21 protein-coding genes and 1 riboswitch are annotated in these 21,334 nt (G+C 71.3%); of the genes, 16 read left to right on the top strand and 5 right to left on the bottom strand.

What is annotated here, in order from left to right:
* Positions 1-232: 232 nt before the first annotated feature.
* Positions 233-643: a cell division protein ZapA gene (locus AVTE2539_RS06140; protein ID WP_284399253.1), complete on the bottom strand. Its 411-nt coding sequence runs from the start codon at positions 641-643 to the stop codon at positions 233-235.
* A complete protein-coding gene (locus tag AVTE2539_RS06145) occupies positions 640-861 on the bottom strand; it encodes a DUF904 domain-containing protein (RefSeq protein WP_284408923.1) in 222 nt (73 codons plus the stop codon). The genes AVTE2539_RS06140 and AVTE2539_RS06145 overlap by 4 nt, the downstream gene beginning before the upstream one ends.
* A gap of 66 nt (positions 862-927) precedes the next feature.
* Positions 928-1,174, top strand: a riboswitch (cobalamin riboswitch).
* Between the two features lie 90 nt (positions 1,175-1,264).
* Between AVTE2539_RS06145 and AVTE2539_RS06150 the strand changes: the two genes are divergently transcribed.
* From AVTE2539_RS06150 to AVTE2539_RS06210, 13 genes are all read left to right on the top strand, one after another.
* A complete protein-coding gene (locus AVTE2539_RS06150; protein ID WP_284408925.1) occupies positions 1,265-3,169 on the top strand; it encodes a TonB-dependent receptor domain-containing protein in 1,905 nt (634 codons plus the stop codon).
* A 73-nt stretch (positions 3,170-3,242) separates the two neighbouring features.
* The gene (locus AVTE2539_RS06155) at positions 3,243-4,649 is read left to right on the top strand and encodes a cobyrinic acid a,c-diamide synthase CobB (RefSeq protein WP_284408927.1); all 1,407 of its coding nucleotides are present in this window, start codon (positions 3,243-3,245) and stop codon (positions 4,647-4,649) included.
* On the top strand, positions 4,646-5,257 hold the full coding sequence (locus AVTE2539_RS06160; RefSeq protein WP_284408929.1) for a bifunctional adenosylcobinamide kinase/adenosylcobinamide-phosphate guanylyltransferase: 612 nt from the start codon (positions 4,646-4,648) through the stop codon (positions 5,255-5,257). Before AVTE2539_RS06155 ends, AVTE2539_RS06160 begins: the two co-directional genes overlap by 4 nt.
* Positions 5,254-6,171, top strand: coding sequence for an ABC transporter substrate-binding protein (locus tag AVTE2539_RS06165; protein WP_284408931.1), 918 nt, complete (start codon positions 5,254-5,256; stop codon positions 6,169-6,171). The genes AVTE2539_RS06160 and AVTE2539_RS06165 overlap by 4 nt, the downstream gene beginning before the upstream one ends.
* A 44-nt stretch (positions 6,172-6,215) precedes the next feature.
* On the top strand, positions 6,216-7,265 hold the full coding sequence (locus tag AVTE2539_RS06170) for a FecCD family ABC transporter permease (RefSeq protein ID WP_272569754.1): 1,050 nt from the start codon (positions 6,216-6,218) through the stop codon (positions 7,263-7,265).
* Complete coding sequence (locus tag AVTE2539_RS06175; RefSeq protein ID WP_284408934.1) at positions 7,262-8,041, top strand: ABC transporter ATP-binding protein; 780 nt, start codon at positions 7,262-7,264, stop codon at positions 8,039-8,041. Before AVTE2539_RS06170 ends, AVTE2539_RS06175 begins: the two co-directional genes overlap by 4 nt.
* Positions 8,042-8,107: 66 nt before the next feature.
* Positions 8,108-8,677, top strand: coding sequence for a cob(I)yrinic acid a,c-diamide adenosyltransferase (cobO, locus tag AVTE2539_RS06180; RefSeq protein ID WP_272564138.1), 570 nt, complete (start codon positions 8,108-8,110; stop codon positions 8,675-8,677).
* Positions 8,678-8,703: 26 nt separating this feature from the next.
* Positions 8,704-9,447, top strand: coding sequence for a 5,6-dimethylbenzimidazole synthase (gene bluB / locus AVTE2539_RS06185; protein ID WP_284409453.1), 744 nt, complete (start codon positions 8,704-8,706; stop codon positions 9,445-9,447).
* A complete protein-coding gene (gene cbiB / locus AVTE2539_RS06190) occupies positions 9,447-10,421 on the top strand; it encodes an adenosylcobinamide-phosphate synthase CbiB (protein ID WP_284408936.1) in 975 nt (324 codons plus the stop codon). The genes bluB and cbiB overlap by 1 nt, the downstream gene beginning before the upstream one ends.
* A complete protein-coding gene (locus AVTE2539_RS06195) occupies positions 10,412-11,437 on the top strand; it encodes an aminotransferase class I/II-fold pyridoxal phosphate-dependent enzyme (RefSeq protein WP_502868870.1) in 1,026 nt (341 codons plus the stop codon). The genes cbiB and AVTE2539_RS06195 overlap by 10 nt, the downstream gene beginning before the upstream one ends.
* An 18-nt stretch (positions 11,438-11,455) precedes the next feature.
* Positions 11,456-12,649, top strand: coding sequence for a nuclease-related domain-containing protein (locus tag AVTE2539_RS06200; protein ID WP_284408940.1), 1,194 nt, complete (start codon positions 11,456-11,458; stop codon positions 12,647-12,649).
* A gap of 163 nt (positions 12,650-12,812) precedes the next feature.
* Entirely contained in the window at positions 12,813-13,598 is a 786-nt protein-coding gene (locus tag AVTE2539_RS06205; protein ID WP_284408942.1) for a HipA family kinase, read from the top strand.
* Positions 13,585-13,986 (top strand): DUF3037 domain-containing protein, encoded by a 402-nt coding sequence (locus AVTE2539_RS06210; RefSeq protein ID WP_284408943.1) that lies wholly within the window; start codon positions 13,585-13,587, stop codon positions 13,984-13,986. Before AVTE2539_RS06205 ends, AVTE2539_RS06210 begins: the two co-directional genes overlap by 14 nt.
* 25 nt (positions 13,987-14,011) lie before the next feature.
* On the opposite strand, the gene AVTE2539_RS06215 is transcribed toward AVTE2539_RS06210, so the two are convergent.
* Positions 14,012-14,425 carry a DUF3224 domain-containing protein gene (locus tag AVTE2539_RS06215; RefSeq protein ID WP_284408945.1) on the bottom strand — a complete coding sequence of 138 codons (414 nt, stop codon included), beginning with the start codon at positions 14,423-14,425 and terminating at the stop codon, positions 14,012-14,014.
* A 293-nt stretch (positions 14,426-14,718) separates the two neighbouring features.
* On the opposite strand from AVTE2539_RS06215, the gene AVTE2539_RS06220 reads away from it, so the two are divergent.
* Together AVTE2539_RS06220 and cobT are read left to right on the top strand one after the other, a co-directional pair.
* Positions 14,719-16,185 (top strand): cobyric acid synthase, encoded by a 1,467-nt coding sequence (locus tag AVTE2539_RS06220; protein WP_284409455.1) that lies wholly within the window; start codon positions 14,719-14,721, stop codon positions 16,183-16,185.
* Positions 16,186-16,271: 86 nt separating this feature from the next.
* Complete coding sequence (gene cobT / locus AVTE2539_RS06225; protein WP_284408947.1) at positions 16,272-17,342, top strand: nicotinate-nucleotide--dimethylbenzimidazole phosphoribosyltransferase; 1,071 nt, start codon at positions 16,272-16,274, stop codon at positions 17,340-17,342.
* 36 nt (positions 17,343-17,378) lie between these two features.
* On the opposite strand, the gene AVTE2539_RS06230 is transcribed toward cobT, so the two are convergent.
* Positions 17,379-18,269, bottom strand: coding sequence for a LysR family transcriptional regulator (locus AVTE2539_RS06230; protein ID WP_284408949.1), 891 nt, complete (start codon positions 18,267-18,269; stop codon positions 17,379-17,381).
* 186 nt (positions 18,270-18,455) lie between these two features.
* Between AVTE2539_RS06230 and AVTE2539_RS06235 the strand changes: the two genes are divergently transcribed.
* Positions 18,456-19,703 carry an MFS transporter gene (locus AVTE2539_RS06235; RefSeq protein WP_502868890.1) on the top strand — a complete coding sequence of 416 codons (1,248 nt, stop codon included), beginning with the start codon at positions 18,456-18,458 and terminating at the stop codon, positions 19,701-19,703.
* A 46-nt stretch (positions 19,704-19,749) separates the two neighbouring features.
* Here the strand turns inward: AVTE2539_RS06235 and AVTE2539_RS06240 are convergent, their stop codons facing one another.
* A complete protein-coding gene (locus AVTE2539_RS06240; RefSeq protein WP_284408953.1) occupies positions 19,750-21,033 on the bottom strand; it encodes a hypothetical protein in 1,284 nt (427 codons plus the stop codon).
* Positions 21,034-21,334 lie beyond the last annotated feature (301 nt).

Below are 21,334 nucleotides of genomic sequence, written 5' to 3' on the forward strand. Positions count from 1 at the left end.
CAGGTGTCTGCGAATGCCACCGGACCGGCATCCTGAACCGGGGGTTCAGGTGGGCGAGGGCAGCCAGGCGTTGGGTTCATCTGACGCGAGATGATCACGCTCACCGGGCAATGTACCAAGCCCGTGCTCAATGAGCATTGGTTCAAGGAAATATAAAGCCCGGCAGCACCGCAGACGTCTCCATTGTAGGCGCTGCATCCACGGCGCGCGAGCGGCCGTTGCGTAACGTTTCTTAAAGAAGGCGGCCGTCGTCGCCGAGCGCATCGTCCAGGCGGCGCAGTAGCAACTGCATCTGGCCGGACGGGTCGCCCGCCAGCGAGGCGTGAGAGGCGTGCGATGGCGCCAAGCCATCGGCGGATTGCGGGCCAGCGGCAGGGGCCAGCGGCGCGGGCTCCGTCGGGGCTGCAGCCTGGGCCTGCGCAGCGGAGGCCAGGTCGGCCTCTTCGCGGTCGGCGATCTCGAAGGCCAGGTTGAGCGCCGCCAGCACGGCGATGCGCTCGCGGGCCCGCACCTTGCCGGCATCGCGGATGCGCGTCATCGCGGTGTCCACGCGCTCCACGGCCTGCAGCAGGCGCGATTCGTGGCCCTCGGGGCAGCCCAGCAGATAGCTCTGCTGCATGATCTGGACTTCGATCTGCTTCATTCGGCGTTCTTCGAGGGGGGCGTCGCGGGCAGGCTCTCCAGCAGCGCGTCCACACGGGCGCGGGCGGTGTTGAGCCGGGATTTGAGCGAGTCTCGCTCCTGGGTGAGATGGACCACCTGGGCGGTCAGCAAGGCATTGGCGCGCTGCAGTTCCGCATGGCGCAACAGCAGCCGCTCCACGCGTTCGGCGATCTGGTCGATGGGAGAGGATGGATCCATACAGCCGCGATTGTAGGGTTGGCGCCACCACCCGCCCATCCGGCGGCGTTTACAGGCTGCAACACCCGTAAAATCCACGGGTTGGTGCTCGCAGCATGGTTCGCATGCTGCAGTTCAACGGGAAGCAGGAAGGTTGCGTTCGCCAGAGCGCGCCGTGCCTGCGCTGCCCCCGCAACGGTCAGCGGACGAGTCGGCCCTTTTTTCTTCGACTCACTCTCCAGCCATGAGCCACTGGACGCCTTGAACAAGCGCCTGGGAAGGCGCTGGAGGGCGCTCCGCCAGCCCGGATACCGGCCAACAACGTGGCCGCGCTTGGGACCGCCATGGTCCTGAAGGCGCGGCTGTTTCGCCCAATGCCGGCGGGGAAGCCGGCGCGGGGATGTTTGCCAGTCTGTCTGTTTCCATGAAAAAGCCCTTCTTTCCCGCGCGCGCCGCTGCCATTGCCGCCGCCGTACCTTCCCCTGCCTCGCCCCTGCGGCCTGCCGCCCTGGCCGTGTCCCTGGCCCTCGCGTTCGCCGCCGCACCCGCCGCCCACGCGCAGGATGCCCCCGTGCTGTTGGCGCAGAACCAGCGCGTGCCCTCCCTGGGCGAAACCGTGGTGGCTGCCACGCGCACGCCCCAGCCGCTGGCCGACCTGGTGGCCGACGTGTCCGTGCTGGACCGCGAGGCCATCGAGAACAGCGGCGCGACCGGCCTGGCCGACGTGCTGGCCCGCCTGCCCGGCGTCGAGATGGTCCGCAACGGCGGCCCGGGCAGCGCCACCAGCCTGTACCTGCGCGGCGCCGAGACGCGCTTCACGGCCGTGTACATCGACGGCGTGCGCATGGATTCGCAGTCCACCGGCGGCGCGCCGTGGGAGGCCATTCCGCTGGCCGTCATCGACCGCATCGAGGTGCTGCGCGGCCCGGCCGGCGCGGTGTACGGCTCGGACGCCATCGGCGGCGTGGTACAGATCTTCACGCGCCGGGGCGAGGCCGGCACCGCCCCCTACGTGGGCGTCGGCGTGGGCAGCCAGGGCACCTACAAGGCCGAGGCCGGTGTGAGCGGCGCCACCGGCGCGGTGGACTACGCCGTGGGCCTGGCGCGCGAGACGAGCCAGGGCTTCAACGCCCGCACCGTCGCCACGCAGAACCCCGACAAGGACGGCTATCGCCGCACGTCCGGCAACGCCCGGGTGGGCCTGCAGATCGATGCAGTCCACCGCCTGGAAGGCACGCTGGTGGCCAGCGAGATGAACTCCGGCTACGACACCCTGCCGCTGGGCAACGACGACCGCAACCTGCACCGCATGCACGCCCTCGGCCTGAACTGGGCCGCGAAGTGGAGCCCGCAGTACACCACCCGCGTGTCGGTCACCGACTCGCGCGACCGCTACGAGACGCGGCCTTCCGTGTACCTCTCCGACACGCGCCTGCGCGGCTACCTGTTCCAGAACGAATGGCGCCAGGGCCCGCACCTGGTGACGGCGGCCCTGGAGCGCCGCGAGGACCACCTGGAGAACGCGCCCATCGACCGCAAGCGCTCGCAAGACGCGCTCGCGCTGGGCTACGGTTTCAATGCCGGTGGCCACACGCTGCAGTTCAACGTGCGGCACGACTCCGACAGCGAGTTCGGCGGCCAGAACACCGGCAGCGCCGCTTACGGCTATGCCATCACGCCGCAGTGGCGCGCCACCGCGTCCGTGGGCACCTCGTTCCGCGCGCCCACGCTGTACCAGCGCTTCAGCGAATACGGCCTGGCATCGCTCAAGCCGGAAGAGGGCCGCAATGCCGAGGTGGGCCTGCGCTGGGCCGAGGGCGCCGGCACCTTCTCGGCCGTGGCCTACCGCAACCGCGTGAAGAACCTCATCGTGTTCGGCGGGGCGGGCGGCTGCCAGTCCAACTTCGGCTGCTATGCCAGCGCCGCGCGCGCCAAGTACGACGGCGTGACGCTGTCAGGCTCGTACAAGGTGGCCGGCGTACAGTTGCGCGGATCGGTGGATTTCCAGAACCCGCGCGACGAAGACACGGGGCGGCTGCTGGCGCGGCGCTCCAAGCGCCACGGCACGCTGGGGGCCGACACCCAGGTCGCCGGCTGGACGCTGGGCACCGAAGTGCAGGCCTCGGGCCGGCGCTTCGACACCGCGGCCAACACCACGGTGCTGGGCGGCTACACGCTCGTCAACCTGTATGCCAGCACGCGCATCGCACGCGACGTGACGCTGCTGGCGCGTGTGGACAACCTGGCCGACAAGGATTACCAGCTGGCCCGCACCTATGCCACGGCGGGGCGCACGTTCTATGCGGGCCTCAAATGGGCGCCGCAATGACCGCGGCGCAGCCAGCGATGAAGAACCCATGAGGGCGAGGGGAGAAGCAGCGCGAGAAGAAGAAGCGGCTGGCATGGCGGGCAGCGTGGGCTGTCCCGCCATCGCCATCGCCGCACCCGCGTCCGGCCAGGGCAAGACCACCGTGACGGCGGCGCTCGCGCGGCTGCACGCGCGCCAGGGGCGCCGGGTGCGGGTCTTCAAGTGCGGCCCCGATTTCCTCGACCCCTGCTGGCACCAGCTGGCCAGCGGCGCCCCGGTGCACCAGATCGACCTGTGGATGACCGGCGAGGCCGACATCGCGCAGCGCCTGCATGCCGCCGCGCGCGAGGCCGACCTGATCCTCATCGAAGGCGTGATGGGCCTGTTCGACGGCGCCCCCAGCCTGGCCGATCTGGCGCAGCGCTTCGGGCTGCCGGTGCTGGCGGTGGTCGATGCGTCGGCCATGGGCGCCACGCTGGGGGCCGTGGTGCACGGCCTGCGGCACTACCGCGCGGGCCTGCCGTGGGCCGGGGTGCTGGCCAACCGCGTCGCCACCGAACGCCATGCCGACCTGCTGCGCGCAGGTCTCAACGATCCCGCGGACTGGATGGGCGCGCTGCCGCGCGTGCAGCGGGATGCACACGACGGTGCCATGGCCACACCCGCTGCCTCCACACGGGCGCGGGCCGGCCTGCTGCCCGAGCGGCACCTGGGCCTGGTGGCCGCGCATGAGCTGGCCGATGGCCTGGCGCGGCTGGACGCCGCGGCCGATGCGCTGGCGGCCACGCCGCTCGGTCGCCTGCAACCGCACGAACTGCAGCGCTGGGCCGTGCGCTTTGCCGCGCCCGAGCGGCCCGAGCCCGTGCCGCCGCTGCTGGAGGGCCGCACGGTGGCGGTGGCGGACGATGCGGCGTTCTGTTTCATCTACCGCGCCAACCTGGACACGCTGGAGGCGCTGGGCGCGCGGGTGGTGCGGTTTTCGCCGCTGGCCGATGCCGCGCTGCCGCCGTGCGATGCGGTCTGGCTGCCCGGCGGCTACCCCGAGCTGCATGCCGACCGCATCGCCGGCCACACTGGCATGCAGGCCAGCCTGCGGGCGCACGTGCAGGCCGGCCGCGCGGTGTGGGCAGAATGCGGCGGCATGATGGCGCTGTTCGAATCGATCACCCTGGCCGACGGCCAGCACCGGCCCCTGTGGGGGCTGCTGCCGGGCCGCGTGGCCATGCAGAAACGGCTGGCGGCCCTGGGGCCGCAGCAGTTGGACGTGGACGGCCACGTGCTGCGCGGCCATACCTTCCACTACTCCACCTGCGACAGCCCGGCCCCGGTGCGAGGGCGCACCGAGCGGCCTGCGCACGCGGGGCCGCCCGGCCCGGGCGAGGCGCTGTACCGCCATGGCAGCATCCACGCGAGCTACTTCCACGCCTGGTTTCCGTCGAGCCCGCGCGCGGTGGCGGCCCTGCTGGGCGCCGACCCGGATGCGCCACGGGGGGCGGCATGAGCAGCCCTGGCCCCATTGCCGCCAGCGAGCTGATCCTGGGCGGCCAAAAGAGCGGCAAGTCGCGCCGTGCCGAGCTGCTGGCGCGCCAGTGGCTGGCCGATTCGCCCACGCACCGCGCGCTGCTGATCGCCACCGGGCAGCCCTGGGACGACGAGATGCGCGAACGCATCGCGCGCCACCAGCGCGACCGCGCCGAGCGCGTGCCCGGCCTGCGCACGCTGGAAGAGCCGCTCGACCTGGCCCGCGCCATCGCCCGCCACGGCAGCGCCGACACGCTGATCGTGGTGGACTGCCTCACGCTCTGGCTCACCAACTGGCTCATGCCGGCCCCGGCCCCAGCGCCGGTCTCGGAGGGTTTGGAGCCAAATCAGCCTCCAGCGCATGATTGGCTAGGGCAGTGCGCTATGTTTTTAGGAGCAATCGGCCAGTCCCCCGGTCCGGTGGTGCTCGTGGGCAACGAGATCGGCCTGGGCGTGATTCCCATGGGCCGCGAGGTGCGCGCCTTCGTCGATGCACTGGGGCGCCTGAATCAGCGCGTGGCCGAGGCCTGCCAGCGCGTCACCCTGGTCGCGGCGGGCCTGCCGCTCACGTTGAAGGACACGCCATGACGCACCGCTTCTTGCAACGCCCGCGCTGCCATGCCGCTCGCCGGTGGCCCGTGGGGCTGGCGCTCGCGGCCCTCGTCTTCACGGCGGGTGTCACGGCCGCGCAGGGCTTCGAGGTGACCGATGCGCGCGGGCGCACCGTCGTATTCGCCCAGCCGCCGCAGCGCATCGTGAGCCTGCTGCCCTCGCTGACGGAGAGCGTGTGTGAGCTGCAGCAATGCCAGCGCTTGGTGGGCGTGGACCGCTATTCCAACTGGCCCGAAGCCGTGCAGCGCCTGCCGCAACTGGGCGGCGGCATCGATCCGAACATCGAGGCCATCGTCGCCCTGCAGCCCGACGTGGTGTTGCTGGCCACCAGCTCGCGCGCCAGCGACCGGCTGGAGGCGCTGGGCCTCAAGGTGGTGGCGCTGGAGCCCAAGACCCATGCCGACGTGCGCCGCGTGCTCGCCACGCTGGGCCAGCTGCTCGGCGTGCCGCAGGAGCAGGGGGCCGACCGGCTGTGGCGCGTGATCGACGCCGGCGTGCAGGCCGCCACGCAGTCGCTGCCGGCCCGCGCGCGCGGGGCCCGCGTGTATTTCGAGGTGAGCCGGGGGCCGTATGCGGCGGGCACGGCCTCGTTCATCGGCGAGACGCTGGCGCGCCTGGGCGCGCGCAACGTGGTGCCGCCCGAGCTGGGCCCGTTCCCGCGGCTGAATCCCGAGTTCGTCGTGCGGGCGCGGCCCGACGTGATGATGGTGGGCAACCGCAGCATGCAGTCCATGGCGATGTACCCGGGCTGGAACAGCCTGAAAGCCGTGCGCGAGCAGCGCGTGTGTCTGTTCGGCCCCGGCGAGGCCGACGTGGTGGTGCGCCCCGGCCCGCGCATGGCCGAGGCCGCGCGCATCATGGCGCGCTGCCTGGCGGACAAGGCGCCATGAGCGTGCCCCCGGACGGCGCACCCGCCATGCCATCGTCATCGCCAATGCCATCGCAGCCTGTGCCGGCGGCCTCGCATGCCGCGCAGCCCGGCCCCGGCCCGCGCCGCGCCGCGTGGCTGGGCGCCTGCCTGCTGGTCGCCAGCGCGCTGCTGCTGGTCGTCGGCGCCTGCGTGGGCAGCACGGGATTCGACAGCCTGCTGCGCATGGGGCAGGACCCGGTGGCCTGGCAGATCGTGTGGGAGATCCGCCTGCCGCGCACGCTGGGCGCCTGGCTGGCGGGCGCGCTGCTGGGGCTGGCGGGAGCGGTGGCGCAGGGCCTGTTCCGCAACCCGCTGGCCGATCCGTATCTGCTGGGCTCGGCCTCGGGCGCGGCGCTGGGCGGCGCGCTGGCGATGGTGGTGTTCGGCGTGTCGCCCATGGCGGCGCAGTGGCTGGCGCGGCTGGGCGTCACCGGCATGGCGTTTCTCGGCGCGGCCGGCGCCGTGGCCCTGACCCTGGTGCTGGCGCGCGGGGTGCAGCACACGCTGCGTCTGCTGCTGGCCGGGGTGATCGTGGGCGTGGTGCTGGGTGCGCTGCGCGACCTGGTGGAGCTGGCCTCGCCGGACATCCTGCAGGCCATGCAGGCCTTCACGCTGGGCAGCACCAGCTTCGTCGGCTGGGTGGCCTGCGCGCTCATGGCCGGGGCGTGGGCGCTGTGCGGCATCGCCGCGTGGACCCTGTCGCGCGCGCTCGACGGCCTGACGCTGGGCGAGGCCACGGCCGCCAGCCTGGGCCTGCCGCTGGCGCCCATGCGCGCGGGGCTGGTGGCGGCCATGGCGCTGGCCACCGGCACGGCCGTGGCGCAGACCGGCCTGATCGCCTTCGTGGGGCTGGCCGCGCCGCACCTGGTGCGCTCCATCGTCAAGGTCACGCACCAACGGCACATCGTGCTGTCCAGCCTGATGGGCGCGGCGCTGCTGCTGGCGGCCGACATACTTGCACGCTGGATCCTGGCGCCGCAGGAGCTGCCCGTGGGCGTGCTCACCGCGGCGCTGGGCGGCACCTACCTGCTGTGGCTGATGCACCGGCGCTCGATGCAGGGCCATTCGCTATGAAAAACATAGCAATCGAGGCAATCAACATCGCGGCACACATCGGAAATGCCCCGGTATTGAACGGCGTGGACCTGGCCGTGCCCGCCGGCCGCTGGACCAGCGTGGTCGGCCCCAACGGCGCCGGCAAGTCCACCTTGCTCAAAGTGCTGGCGGGCCTGCTGCGCGGCGCGGCGGTGTCGGGCCGGGTCGAACTGCTGGGCCGGCCCCTGGCCGCCATGCCGGCCCGGGAGCGCGCCTGCCGGCTGGCCTGGCTGGGGCAGAACGAAGCCTCGGCGGACGATCTCACGGCCTACGACGTCGCCATGCTCGGGCGCCTGCCGCACCAGCGCTGGATGGCCCCGGCCAGCGCCGCCGACCATGCGGCGGTGGAGCAGGCCCTGCGCACCACGCAGGCCTGGGACTGGCGCCACCGGCCGCTCGGGCAACTGTCGGGCGGGGAGCGCCAGCGGGTGCTGCTGGCGCGCGCGCTGGCCGTGCAGGCCGAGGTGCTGCTGATGGACGAACCCCTGGCCAACCTCGATCCGCCGCACCAGGCCGACTGGCTGCACGCCATGCGCGCGCTGGCGGCGGGCGGCGGCACGGTGGTGAGCGTGCTGCACGAGGTGTCGCTCGCGCTCCAGGCCGACGACATGGCCATCATGGACCGCGGCCGCATCGTGCACCATGGCGCCTGCGCCGATCCGGCCACCCACGCCGCGCTGCAGGCCGTGTTCGACCAGCGCATCCAGGTGCAGCAGGTGGCGGGCCTGTGGGTTTCGCTGCCCCGCATCGACTAGGGCCGGCCACCCTCCCGGCCACCGCTGTCGCCCTCTTTTTTTCGAACGACTTCCGAGACATTGCGCATGCAGATCGAAACCCCTCCCGCCGAACGGCGCTCCGAAAAACCCGACGGCGAGCGCCGCGGCATCGTGCTCGTCAACACCGGCAACGGCAAGGGCAAGAGCACCGCCGCGTTCGGCCTCGCCCTGCGCGCCCACGGGCGCGGCAAGCCGGTCAAGATTTTCCAGTTCATGAAGGTGCCCACCGCGCGCTTCGGCGAGCACCGCATGTTCGAGCAGCTGGGCATCCCCATCGAGGGCCTGGGCGACGGCTTCACCTGGAAGAGCCGCGACATCGACCAGTCGGCCGAACTGGCCCGCGCCGGCTGGGAGCGCGCGCGCGCCGCCGTGCTGGGCGGCGAATTCTTCCTGGTGGTGCTGGACGAGATCACCTACCCGCTCATCTACGGCTGGCTGCCGCTCGACGAGGTGCTGCAGGTGCTGCGCGACCGCCCGCGCCATGTGCACGTGGTGCTCACCGGCCGCCGCTGCCCGCCCGAGGTGATCGAGCTGGCCGACACCGTGACCGAGATGGGCATGGTCAAGCACGCGTTCCAGGCCGGCGTGCCGGCGCAGCGCGGCATCGAGGATTGAGCCCCGCCGACCGCCCCCGCGCCGCGATGCCGTCCCCCGCGCCGCCCACCGACAGTGCGCAGGGCGCCGCCTTCTCCGCAGAGGAGCGCGCCGCCGTGTACCGCGCCATCCGCGAGCGCCGCGACATGCGCCACTTCGCGGGCGGGCAGGTCGCGCCCGAGGTGCTGGCGCGGCTGCTGGAGGCCGCGCACCACGGCCCCAGCGTGGGCTTCATGCAGCCCTGGCGTTTCATCCGCGTGGCCGATGGGGTGCTGCGCGGGCGCCTGCACGCCTGTGTGGAGGCCGAGCGCCTGCGCACGGCCGAGGCGCTGGGCGAGCGCGGCGCGGAGTTCCTGCGCCTGAAGGTCGAGGGCCTGCACGATGCGGCCGAGTGCATCGCCGTGGCGCTGGCCGATGGCCGCGAGGCGCACGTGTTCGGTCGCCGCACGCTGCCGCAGATGGACCTGGCCTCGGTCGCCTGCGCGCTGCAGAACCTGTGGCTGGCCGCGCGCGCCGAGGGGCTGGGCATGGGCTGGGTGTCCATGTTCGACCCCGCTGCCGTGGGCGCACTGCTGGGCCTGCCGCCCGGTGCCGAGGCGGTGGCGCTGCTGTCCATCGGCCCGGTGCACGGCTTCTACGAAGAACCCATGCTGCAGCAGGAGCGCTGGGCGCGCCGCGCGCCGCTTCACACCGTGGTGTTCGACAACGCCTGGGGCCAGCCGGCGCCCTGGCTGGCGGAAGGCGTCGCCGCGGATCCGATGCCGGCCGCCGGCGAAAAGGGCCCCGGTTGATGGACGCCGCCTGGGCCCTGGCCCTCGCGCCCGCCGCGGCAGTGCCGCTCGCGCTGGCCATCGACCGGTGCTTCGGCGAGCCGCCCGTGGCCGTGCACCCCGTGGTCTGGATGGGCCGCGCGCTGCAGGCCGGCGGCGACCGGGTGGCGCCCCGCGCGCCCACTGCACGCGACTGGCGGTCTTTCGGGCTGGCAGCGTTGCTGTGGTGTGTACTGGCCGCCGTGGTTTTGATCGTCTCGGCGGTGCTGCAGTGGGCGGTGCTGCTCCACGCGCCGCCATGGCTGGCCGCGGTGCTGATGGCGCTGCTGCTCAAGCCGCTGCTGGCCTGGCGCATGCTGCGCGACGAGGTGCTGGCGGTGGAAGCCGCCCTGGCCGAATCGCTGGAGGCCGGGCGCGCGCGCCTGGCGCGCCTGGTGAGCCGCGACGTGCAGGTGCTCGACGCTGTGCAGGTGCGCGAGAGCGCCATCGAGTCGCTGGCCGAGAACCTCAACGACTCCGTGGTCGCGCCGCTGTTCTGGTTCGCGCTGCTGGGCCTGCCCGGCGCCGCGCTCTACCGCTTCGCCAACACGGCCGATGCCATGTGGGGCTACCCCGGCATGCGCGGCGGGCGTTACTGGCAGTGGGCGGGCAAATGGGCGGCGCGCGCGGACGATGTGCTGTCATGGCTGCCGGCGCGGCTCACGGCGCTGCTGCTGTGGGCCATCGCCGGCGGCCCGCGCTGGCGCGTGCTGTCAGCCCAGGCGCGCCGCACGCCGTCGCCCAACAGCGGCTGGCCCATGGCCGCCATGGCGCTGGCCCTGGGCGTGCGCCTGGCCAAGCCCGGCGTGTACACGCTCAACCACGAAGGGCGGGGCGCTGACGCCCGCGACACGCCCCGGGCGGCAGGCTGGGCATCGAAAGTGGTGGTTGCCGGCGGATTGATTGCCCTGGTTGCTCACTTTTCAATAGCATTGTGGGTGCTGCAATGGATGTGACGGCGCTCGCCCCCCTGCACGGCGGCCCGGACGCCCTGGGCGTGCCGCTGCACGACTTTTCCACCAACAGCAACGCCTGCGGCCCGTGCCCCGGGGCGGTCCAGGCGCTGCGCGAAGCCGATGCCCGGCATTACCCCGACCCGGCCTACACCGCGTTGCGCGAGCACCTGGGCGCGTTCCACAGCGTGGCGCCGGCGCGCATCGTGATCGCGGGCAGCGCGAGCGAATTCATCCACCGCATCACCGCCTTCGCCGCCCGGCAGGGCGTGCGGGCCGTGGCGGTGCCGGTGCATGGCTATGGGGACTACACGCGCGCGGCGCAGGCCTGGGGGCTGGACGTGCGGCCCGCCGTACCCGGTGCGGACCCGGCGGTCACCGGCCTGTGCTGGGCCTGCGAGCCCGCCAGCCCGCTCGGCACGCCCGACCCCGCGCTGGCAGCCTGGGCCCAGATCGGAGCGCAAGACGGCGCACTGCGCGTGCTCGACTGCGCCTACGCCCCCCTGCGCCTGGAGGGCACCGCCAGCCACATGCCCGCCCACGCCTGGCAGCTGTGGACGCCCAACAAGGCCCTGGGCCTGACGGGCGTGCGCGCGGCCTATGCCATTGCGCCGCAGGCGCAGCCGCCGCAAGACCTGGCCGCGCTGCAGTCGCTGGCGCCATCGTGGCCCATCGGCGCCCACGGCGTGGCGTTGCTCACGGCATGGACCCTTGCCTCCACCCAGCGCTGGCTGGGCGACAGCCTGGACACGCTGCGGGCCTGGAAGGCGCAGCAGCAGGCGCTGTGCGAATCGCTGGGCTGGGCCGTCTTGCCCGGGAGCCTGGCCAACTACTTCGTGGCACGGCCTGGGGTGCAGGACTTGCCGGCTGCATTGGCAGCCTTGCGCGAGGAAGGTATCAAGCTGCGGGACTGCGCGTCCTTCGGCTTGCCGGGGCAGGTGCGGCTGGGGGTGTTGGCGCCACGCGCGTGCGAGGATCTGGCCGGGGCGTGGGCGCGTCACCACCCATTCCATCAATAAAGGGAGAAAGTTCAAAAAATGCTGATCAAGAGTGCACAAGACCGGAAAGAGGACATCGAAGCGCTGGAGGCGCTGATGCGCCACCCGCAGGCAACGGTGCAAGCCAAAGCCAACATCGAATGGGAAATTCGCATGATCCGGGCCGGCGAAAAGGCGGAAAAGGACGCTGCCTACGAGATCGACTTTCACCACAAGTCGTCTAAAAATTGGGCTGTCATCCATGACTTGCGCATCGAACATGCAGACCGAGTCGCGCAGATCGACCACCTGCTCATCAATCGGTTCATGGAGATATGGGTTTGCGAATCCAAGAGCTTCAGCCAAGGCGTGGCCATGAACGAGATGGGTGAATTCACCGCGTTTTTTGGCGGGAATGCTCGCGGCATCGCGTCGCCCATCGAGCAGAACCGCCGTCACATCCTGGTGCTGCAATCTCTCCTCAAGGACGCCGTGATTACCGTGCCCAAACGCCTGGGTTTTACGCTCATGCCTCGATTCGAGAGCGCTGTCCTGATCAGCCAGGGCGCGCGCATCACGCGTCCGCGTACGCCCTTTGCTGGGCTGGAGACGGTCATGAAGAACGATCAGTTGCGTTCCACCATTGACCGCCGAATGGATAAGGAGTCTGGATGGGCCTCCACGCTTTCCGTGTGCCGTGTGGTGGCGCCCGAGACCCTGGAGCTATTTGCCCAATCGATTGCGAAACTGCACCGGCCCATTGCATTCGACTGGGCCGCAAAATTCGGCCTGCCCAAAGTGCCTTTTCCGAAGAGCGCTGCTTCGGTGCCGCCGAGCAACTATGCGGCCTTGCCCGCCGTGTCTTCGACGGCGCCTGCGCCTGCCGTGCGGGAACCCGTGGCAGCCTACCGCGTACCTCTGGAGCCAGTTTCTGCAAGCATTCCCGAGGCTGCAGCCCCTGTCTATCTGCAAGCGGTTGCCGAAGCCAAGAAAGTTTCCGTGCAACCCTTTGCCCAGGCCGAGAAAACTGAAAAAAGCGAGAAAGATGAGACGCTGCCGACCTTCCGTCTTGCGCGCAAATGGGGTGTGCGAACGGCCGACGCCATCGCCCGTCTGCACCGTGCCGGTTATCTGGAAGCGCTCGAATCCGGAGACTTTCGCCTGACTGGCAAGGCCACCGACATTGGCGCTGTCCATGTGGAGCGCGGACCCCACGCGCCTTACTTTCGCTGGCCGGCCGATCTGGAAGCCTGATCGCTCGCGGGGTTCACCGTGCTGTGCAACCGGCCGCGAAGCTGGCGCTCCGGTCAAAGCGCCTGACTTGTCTGCGTGCGAATGCACGTGCGCGCCGTCGCCGGGCTGACTGCCGCTACCATCCCCGCCTCACCCGCGATCGCTCCAAGGAGGCCGCCCCGCCATGCGCACCATCACCGTCAGCCGCTACGTCACGCCCCTGCGTGAGGGCGGCTCCATGCCCGCCGTCGTCGAGGGCGACGACCTGGGCCTGTATGTGCTCAAGTTCCGTGGCGCGGGGCAGGGCGTGCGGGCCCTGCTCGCCGAGATGATCGCCGGGGGCATCGCCCGCGCGCTGGGCCTGCCCGTTCCCGAGATCGTGCTTGCCCAATTGGACGTGGCTCTGGCGCAGACCGAGCCGGACCCCGAGATCCAGGACCTGATCCGTGCCAGCGGCGGCCTCAACGTGGGGCTGGACTACCTCTCGGGCGCCGCGAACTTCGACCCGGCGGTGGATGCGGTCTCGGACGACTTCGCCTCGCGGCTGGTCTGGTTCGACGCGCTGGTGGGCAACGTGGATCGCACGGCGCGCAACACCAACCTGCTGGTGTGGCACCGCAACCCGTGGCTGATTGACCATGGCGCGGCGCTGACCTTCCACCATGCCTGGAACGGCACTGTGGCCGTGCCCGCCAAGCCCTTCGCCCCCATTGCCGACCACGTGCTGCTGCACCGCGCCACCGCGCTGGCGCAGGTGGATGCGGAACTGGCCGCGCGCCTCACGCCCGCCGTGCTGCAGGGCGTGCTGTCCGAGGTGCCCGATGAATTTTTGCAACTGGCCGGTGCCGACCACGCCGAAGGCCCGTTGACCGCGCCCGGCACCCACCGGCAGGCCTACGCGGATTATTTCGCCGCGCGGCTGGCCGGGCGCGGCGCCTGGCTGAAAGGAGCGATCGATGCACGCGGCTGATGTGTACGACTACGCCATCGTGCGCGTGGTGCCGCGCGTGGAGCGCGAAGAATTCATCAATGCCGGCGCCATCCTGTCGTGCCAGCGCACGGGTTTCCTGCAGGCCACCATGGCACTGGACGAGGCGCGGCTGCTGGCCCTGGACCCCGCGGCCGACCTGGACACGGTGCGCCGGCACCTGGCGGCCATCGTCGCCATCTGCGCGGGCGACACGGGCTGCGGGCCCATCGCGCAGATGCCTTACCGCTCGCGCTTTCACTGGCTGACCGCGCGGCGCAGCGGGATCATCCAGACCTCGCCGGTGCACACCGGGCGCTGCACCGATGCGGGCGCGGCGCTGGAGCACATCATGGACCGCATGGTCCGGCCGTTGCGTGCGATGGGTTGATGGGGTGAAGGCGCCGCACCCCGCCTCAGCCGGCGCTGCCCGGTAATGTGAAGTCGAACCGGTAGGCGTGCGCCCCGTCGGCGGCGACGTCGATGGTCATGCGACCTTCCAGGCCGGTGAGCGCGTCGGTGCCCGAATCAGGCACCACTGCGATGCGCTGCTCTGGCACGCCGCGCACCATGGTCGAGCTGTGCTGCAGCACGAAGCTGCCGTGGCGTCCTGCCAGGCTGCCATGCACGGTTTCCATCGCGACGTAGCCGGCCGATCCTGGGGTGGCGCTGCGAAAGGCCAGCATCTCGCCCGTGCTCGTGGCGTCCAGGCTTCCGTGGAAGCGCTTGTCGAGGGACATGCGGAGAAGGCCGCTGGCGCTCGCTGTGTCGCTCAGTGAGTGGGTCGCGGTTTTGACGTCGAAGGGGCCGGTGATGGAATCGGAAATCATGGGTTGTCTCGCGGGTGGAAGCGGCCCGCCCGCTGCAGGAGCGCGCAGGTGGGCAGGGCCTGTCGGTGGAAACGAAGCCGCTATTGAACCGCAAGAACGTGCAACGCGGTTCGGGCCATGCTGGCCGCGAGCCGGGCATGCGGGTCGGGGGACAATACGGCTCCTTCGCCAATCGAACTGCGCCGTGCATTCCGCCCCTTTCGCCTTCGCTGCTCCTCGCCCCACCGTTCCGCTTTTTCCGTGTCCGCTGTTCTGCCGCCGCTGTGGCCGCAGCGCACGGGCCGGGCGCTGACATGGCGGCGCGCTGCGTCATGGTGCTGGGCACGACCAGTGGCGCCGGCAAGAGCTGGCTGGCCACGGCCCTGTGCCGCTGGTACAGCAACCAGGGCCTGAAGGTGGCGCCGTTCAAGGCGCAGAACATGAGCAACAACGCGCGCGTGGTCGCCGGGCCGGGTGGCGGCCACGGCGAGATCGGCAGCGCGCAGTATTTCCAGGCCCTGGCGGCGCGGGCCGAGCCCGATGTGCGCATGAACCCGCTGCTGCTCAAACCCGAGGCCGACACCCGCAGCCAGGTGGTGCTGATGGGGCAGGTGAGCGAGGAACTGTCTGCATTGCCCTGGCGCGGCCGCAGTGCGCGGGTGTGGCCGCAGATCGCCGCCGCGCTCGATGCGCTGCGCGCCGAGAACGACGTGGTGGTGATCGAAGGCGCGGGCTCGCCGGCCGAGATCAACCTGCAAGCGAGCGACGTGGTCAACCTGCGCGTGGCGCGGCATGCGGGCGCGAGTTGCCTGCTCGTCACCGACATCGACCGGGGCGGCGCCTTCGCCCACCTGTACGGCACCTGGGCCCTGGTGCCGGAGGACGAAAGGGCGCTGATCCAGGGCTTCGTGCTCAACAAGTTCCGGGGCGATGCGGCGTTGCTGGCGCCTGCGCCCGAGATGCTGCAGCAGATGACCGGCGTGCCCACCGTGGCCACCATCCCCATGCAGTGGCACCACGGCCTGCCCGAGGAAGACGGGGTGTTCGACGATGCCGCGCGCGCCAGCGGCGTGGTGCACACGACCATCGCCGTGCTGGCCTACCCGCGCATCAGCAACCTCGACGAATTCCAGCCCCTGAAGGCCGTGCCCGGCGTGCGGCTGCTGTGGGCCCGCAGCCCGGCCGACGTGGCGGGGGCCGACTGGATCGTGCTGCCCGGCTCCAAGGCCACGGCGGCCGACCTGGCCTGGCTGCGCGCGCAGGGGCTGGACGCCGCCGTGGCCGCGCATGCGGCGCGGGGCGGGCGGGTGCTGGGCATCTGCGGCGGCCTGCAGATGCTGGGCGAGGCCCTCATCGACACGCACGGCGTGGACGGCAACGCGGCGGGCCTGGGCCTGCTGCCGCTGGTGACGGCCTTCGAGCCCGCCAAGACCGTGCGCCACACCCGCACCGCGTTCGGCGCCGCGCACGGCGCCTGGCAGGCGTTGGCCGGCACGGCGGTGCAGGGCTACGAGATCCACCATGGCCAGACCGCGCAGCACCCGGCGATGGCCGCGGCGGGCGACGTGGCGCATGCCGTGATCCCGGGCCTGGCATGGCAGAACGCGCGTGGCAACGTGCTGGGGCTGTACCTGCATGGCCTGTTCGAGGACGCGGGCATCCTGCGCGCGCTCTTCGGGACCGACGCACCCACGCTCGACGCCGTGTTCGACCGGCTGGCCGGCGGCATCGACACGTGGTTCAGCCCGCAGTGGCTGCAGGCCCACCGGGGCCGAGCATGACCCGGTGCGCAGCGCCGGCCACGGCGTGCGGCGCGGGTGCCTTTCCTGTTTTGTTTTTCCCACCGTTTTCGTGGAGTGAATGACCGATGACCCTCGCCGTTGACCTGCCGTTGCCCGCCGTCGCCCCGTTGTCCGACGAAGCCCTGGCCGCGCGCCTGCAGCACCTGCTGGACCACAAGACCAAGCCGCTGGGCGCCCTGGGCCGGCTGGAGTCGCTGGCGCTGCGCATCGGCCGCACCCTGGGCACCGAGGTGCCCGAGCTGCGCCAGCCGCAGATGCTGGTGTGCGCGGCCGACCATGGCCTGGCGGCACGCGGCGTATCGGCCTTTCCGAGCGATGTGACCTGGCAGATGGTGGAGAACTTCCTGTCCGGCGGCGCGGCGGTGAGCGTGCTGGCGCGCCAGCACGGACTGGACCTGACCGTGGCCGACTGCGGCGTGGCGCGCGCCATTGCGCCGCGCGACAGCGCGACGGGCCAGCCCCGCCTGCTCAGCCACTGCCGCGTGGCATCCGGTACGGCCGATGCATCGGTGGGCCCGGCGATGACCGTGGGCCAGTGCGCCCAGGCGGTTGCCAACGGGTGCGAGATCGTGCGCGGCCTGCCTGGCAACGCGCTGTTGCTGGGTGAAATGGGCATCGGCAACACGTCGGTCGCCTCGCTGCTGCTGTCGCGCCTGTGCGGCCTGCCGATCGGCGATTGCACGGGCGCGGGCACCGGCCTGGATGCCGAGGGCGTGGCGCGCAAGCGCGCGGTGCTGCAGCAGGCGCTGGAGGCCAATGCCGATGCCACCGAGCCTTTGCAGGCACTGGCCGCGCTGGGCGGGCTGGAGGTGGCCACCCTGGTGGGCGCGGTGTTGCAGGCCGCCAGCGAGCGCCGGGTGATCGTGGTGGACGGCTTCATCACCAGCGCGGCCGTGCTGGTGGCCAGCCGCCTGGCGCCCGCCGTGCTGGAGCGCTGCGTGTTCGCCCACCGATCGGGCGAGCGGGGCCACACGCTGCTGCTGGGCGAACTGCAGGCCGAGCCGCTGCTGGACATGGGCCTGCGGCTGGGCGAGGGCTCGGGCGCTGCGCTGGCCTGGCCGCTGCTGCAATCGGCCTGCGCCGTGCTGCGCGAGATGGCGAGCTTCGAATCGGCGGGGGTCGCCGGCAAGGTGTGACCCGGGCGGCGCGCGTGCCGGAAAGCGTGCTCGGGCCTACCGGGCTGCGGGCCGGGCCAGCGCGACGAAGTTCTGCACGAAGGGCGAACGGTCGCCCTCGCGGTGGGCGACGGCCAGGCTCACCAGGGCCGACTGGCTGCTGAGCGACCGGTAGGCCACCCCCTTGAAGGCCAGGTGCCGCATGGAGGCGGGCACCAGCGCCACGCCCAGCTCGGCGGCGACCAGCGCGAGGATCGACACGATCTGCGGCGCCGTGGGGCCCAGCTGCGGCTCGAAGCCCGCCGCGCGGCAGGCCGCCACCGAGGCATCGAACAGGCTGGGGCCGAGCGGCCGGGGCGTGAGGATGAAGGGCTCGCCGCGCAACTTCAGCAGATCGATGCGCGGGCCCTTGCGCGAGGCGGCGTGGCTGGCCGGCAGCGCCACGATCAGCGGCTCGTCCGGATAGCGGTGAAAGTGCAGGCCCTTGGCGTCCAGGCCGTCCGGGCGCAGGATGGCGATGTCCAGCCGCCCGTCGCGCAGCCGCTCCACCAGGGTGAGGGAGTTGCCCTCGTCGATCCTGAGCTCCACCTGCGCGAACCCGCGGCGGTACGAGCGGATGGCCTGCACGACCACGGGATTGAGCGCGGACGAGCCGGTGAAGCCCAGGTGCAGCACGCCCGCCTCGCCGCGCGCCGCCCGCTGCGCCGCCCGCACGGCGTCGAAGGTGCGCGCCGGCAGGCCGCCCACGCCTTCCAGGAAAGCGCGGCCCGCGTCGGTGAGCTGCGCGCCGTGCGGCACGCGGTGGAGCAGCGGCACGCCCACCTCGGCTTCCAGGTCCTTGATCTGCAGGCTCAGCGGCGGCTGCGCGATGCCCAGGCGCGCCGCGGCCCGGGTGAAGTTGCCTTCCTCGGCCACGGCGATGAAGTAGCGGATGTGTCGCAGTTCCATCGGGTATCTGAAATAGGTATGGTGATGAGATGAATCATATATTGGACATATATGAGGGAAGCGCCTAGATTCCAGCGCTGGCTGCCTTTCGACGCAGCGCCTTTCCCTTGCCGCCTTGCTCTGCCGTCCATCGTTCGACCCATGCCTTCGTTGACCGCCTCTCCAGACCTCGCCCCGCCTTCCGCCATGCCCCTGGCCGAACCGCCCGCAGCCCGATCCACGCCGCCGGGCACGTCCGCTTCGGGCTGGATCGCGCGCGGCTCCGCGGATTACCGGCGTGCCGCCGCGGCGCTGTTCCTGGCAGGTTTCGCCAGCTTTTCGCTCATCTACTGCGTGCAGCCGCTGCTGCCGGCGTTTGCCCGATCGTTCGGCATCAGCCCCGCGCAGAGCGCCTTGCCGCTGTCGCTGACCACCGGCCTGCTGGCCGTGGCGATCGTGCTCGCCGGGGCGTTCTCGCAAGCGCTGGGGCGGCGCGGGTTGATGTTCGCCTCGATGGCGCTGGCCTCGCTGCTGAACATCGCCGCGGCCATCGTGCCCAGTTGGCACGGCCTGCTGGTGGCCCGCGCGCTCGAAGGGTTGGTGCTGGGCGGCGTGCCGGCCGTGGCCATGGCCTACCTGGCCGAGGAGATCGACCCGCGCCATCTGGCGCACACCATGGGCCTGTATGTGGCGGGCACCGCGTTCGGCGGAATGATGGGGCGCGTGGGCATGGGCGTGCTCACCGAATGGGTGAGTTGGCGCGCCGCGCTGGGCTGCCTGGGCGCGCTGTGCCTGCTGTCGGCCATCGGCTTTCTGGTGCTGCTGCCGCGGTCGCGCCACTTCACGCCCCAGCCCGGGCTGCAGATCCGCTACCACCTTCGGGCCTGGGGCGGCCACCTGCGCCACCGCGGGCTGCTGCGGCTGTTCGCCATCGGTTTTCTGCTGACGAGCATCTTCGTGACACTGTTCAACTACGCCACGTTCCGCCTGTCCGGCGCACCCTACGGCCTCAGCCAGACGCAGATCAGCCTGATGTTCCTGGTGTTCGGCTTCGGCATCGTGTCCTCATCCGTGGCGGGCCGGTTGGCGGACCGTTTGGGGCGGCGCGGGCTGCTCGCCGCGGGCTTCGCGTTCATGCTGGGCGGCACGCTGCTCACCCTGTCGCCGTCGCTGTGGGGCGTGTTCGCGGGCATCGCGCTGGTGACCACCGGCTTCTTCATCGGCCACTCGATCGCCAGTTCATCCATCGGCCCGCTGGCCGGGCTGACCAAGGGGCACGCGGCATCGCTCTACCTCTGGTTCTACTACATGGGTTCGAGCGTGGTTGGATCGGTGGGCGGATGGTTCTGGCAGCACGGCGGGTGGCCGGCCATCGTGGGGCTGACGGGTGCGCTGGCGGTGCTGGGGATCGGAATGTCAGCGGTGGGGCCGCGGGGGGCCGGAGCGAAGGCGTGAACCGGGCGGCGATGGCAAGTCGCCGCCATCTTGCGGCCGGAACGCTTCAGTTCACGAACCACCGCCCGTTGCCGTCGCTCAGCAGGAAGTATTTGAAGGCGCCCTGCAAGGTGCTGCCGATGCCGTTGCCGCTGAAGCTCGCATTCACGATGGTGTCCGCGCCCGAGGCCTGCAGGATGACCGACGCGCCGTTCTGTGGATCGAGGGTGATGATGGTGAGCGTCTGCCCCGCCACGTTCGCGGGGGGCAGGTTCAGCGTGCTGCCGCCCTGGGCCGCGTAGTACACCCCTCCGGTCGGGGTGCTGGGCACGGTGGAGCCCGATGTCAGGGTGCCGCCCTGTACGAGCTGTCCGGGCTGCACCCAAACGCCGTCCGAGCGCAGGTAGGTTCGGGCTGCGGCGGAGGCACCCCCCTGCAATTTGGACACGCTCACCGCATCGTCGGCCAGCTTGACGTTGGTCACCGCCGAGTCCAGCAGCTTGAGCGTGGAAATCGCCTGGTCGGCCATCTTGCTGGTGGTGACGGTGCCATTCGCCACCTTGCTGGTGGTGATGGCATTCACGGCAATGTTGGAGTTGGCCACGGTGAGGTTGGCGATCTTGTTGCCGGTGATGGCGCCGTCCGCGATGGTGAGCGCGCCGGCACTGCTCAGGCTCGCGTCTCCCGTCAGCGTGACGGGCGCCTGCGGGCTGAAAGGCGCGGACGATGACGTCACGGTGATCTGCCCGCCGGCCGTGCCGTTGGCATACCCCTCGCCCGTGGCACCTGTCGACCCGGTCGCTCCCGTCGCACCGGCGGCGCCTGTTGGCCCTGCGGCACCGGTCGCTCCCGTGGCGCCGGCAACGCCGGCGGTGCCCGCAGGTCCTGTGGCACCGGTGGCACCCGCCGTGCCGGTGGCACCCGTGGCACCCGTGGCACCCGTGGCGCCTGTGGCACCCGTGGAGCCTGCGGCGCCGGTGGCGCCTGCGGCACCGGTCGCCCCTGTAGCGCCGGTCGGGCCTGCGGTGCCTGTGGCGCCTGTCGCGCCTGTCGCGCCGGCCGGGCCTGCGGCCACGCCTGCTGCACAGGGCCCCAGCGCGCCCGTGGTGGTTTCAAAGCACAGCACCGTGGCCACGGGCGTCCGTGTGGAGAGGGTGGGCAGGAAGACGCCGCCGCCATCCTGCACGCGCAGTCCCTCTTGCGTCCCATTGGCGCTGCGCACCACGAAGCCGCCTGCCGAGGGCACGGTGATCCGTACGTCTGCGGCCTGGGCCAGGGGGGCATGGACCAGGCACGCGGTAGCGAGGGCGGCATTCAGCAGGGAGAGGCGGATGGTTCTGGAGTGGTTCACAGGTCGTTTTCCTGGGTGATGGCGGTGGGGCCGAAGGGGCGACCATGTGCCCATGTGCGGCCCGAGACAGTAGAAATCGGCGCCAGACTATCTTTCGCCAGTGTTTATGTAAATAGGTGTTTCAATCTCGATAGGGACATGCTTCCAGGCGGAATGCGCGTGCGAGGCGTGCGTGCGCGGATGCCGATGAATGGGTGCGCCCCAGGCTGAAACCGTTGGAAGCACGGGCGATGCGGCCGCACGCCATCATGGTTCGGTGCCGTTGCCGGTGCACCGGATTCGCTTGGCGACTGCCCTGTCC

Origin of the sequence: Acidovorax sp. SUPP2539 (genome assembly GCF_030158975.1) — a bacterium.
Classification (GTDB): Bacteria; Pseudomonadota; Gammaproteobacteria; order Burkholderiales; family Burkholderiaceae_C; genus Paracidovorax.